The sequence below is a fragment of the Pseudomonas sp. GW456-12-10-14-LB2 genome, from assembly GCF_002884345.1.
In the GTDB taxonomy this organism is placed as follows: Bacteria; Pseudomonadota; Gammaproteobacteria; order Pseudomonadales; family Pseudomonadaceae; genus Aquipseudomonas; species Aquipseudomonas paraglycinae.
The window spans coordinates 1-259 of the sequence record NZ_POHV01000215.1 but is presented as its reverse complement, the minus strand read 5'-3'; the positions used below and the strand labels follow the sequence as shown (position 1 = coordinate 259).

The following is a 259-nucleotide window of genomic DNA, read 5'->3' as shown; positions in this document are numbered from 1 at the left end:
GAGAAGGCCGAGCGGACATAGGCCGCGAGCCGCTCTTCCCATTGGGTCGCGACAACAGGCTCGACGGCCGCCGCCTTGATCGTCTGCATGCCGACGACGGCTTCGACGAGAAGCTGCTGGCTCTCGGCGCCGCGATTGAATTTCTCGTTGAGGCGGTCGCTCAGGAACGGCCGCGCCAGCGCCGCGATGACGAGATAGAGCGGGATCGTCGCGAGAACGATCAGCGTCAGCTTCCAGGAATAGGCGAACAGGACTGCGA

General features: G+C 64.5%; 1 protein-coding gene. It reads right to left on the bottom strand.

From position 1 onward, the window contains the following. Positions 1-259 (bottom strand): ABC transporter transmembrane domain-containing protein (locus tag C1X29_RS28800; protein ID WP_256584430.1); only part of this gene is annotated, 259 nt, incomplete at both ends.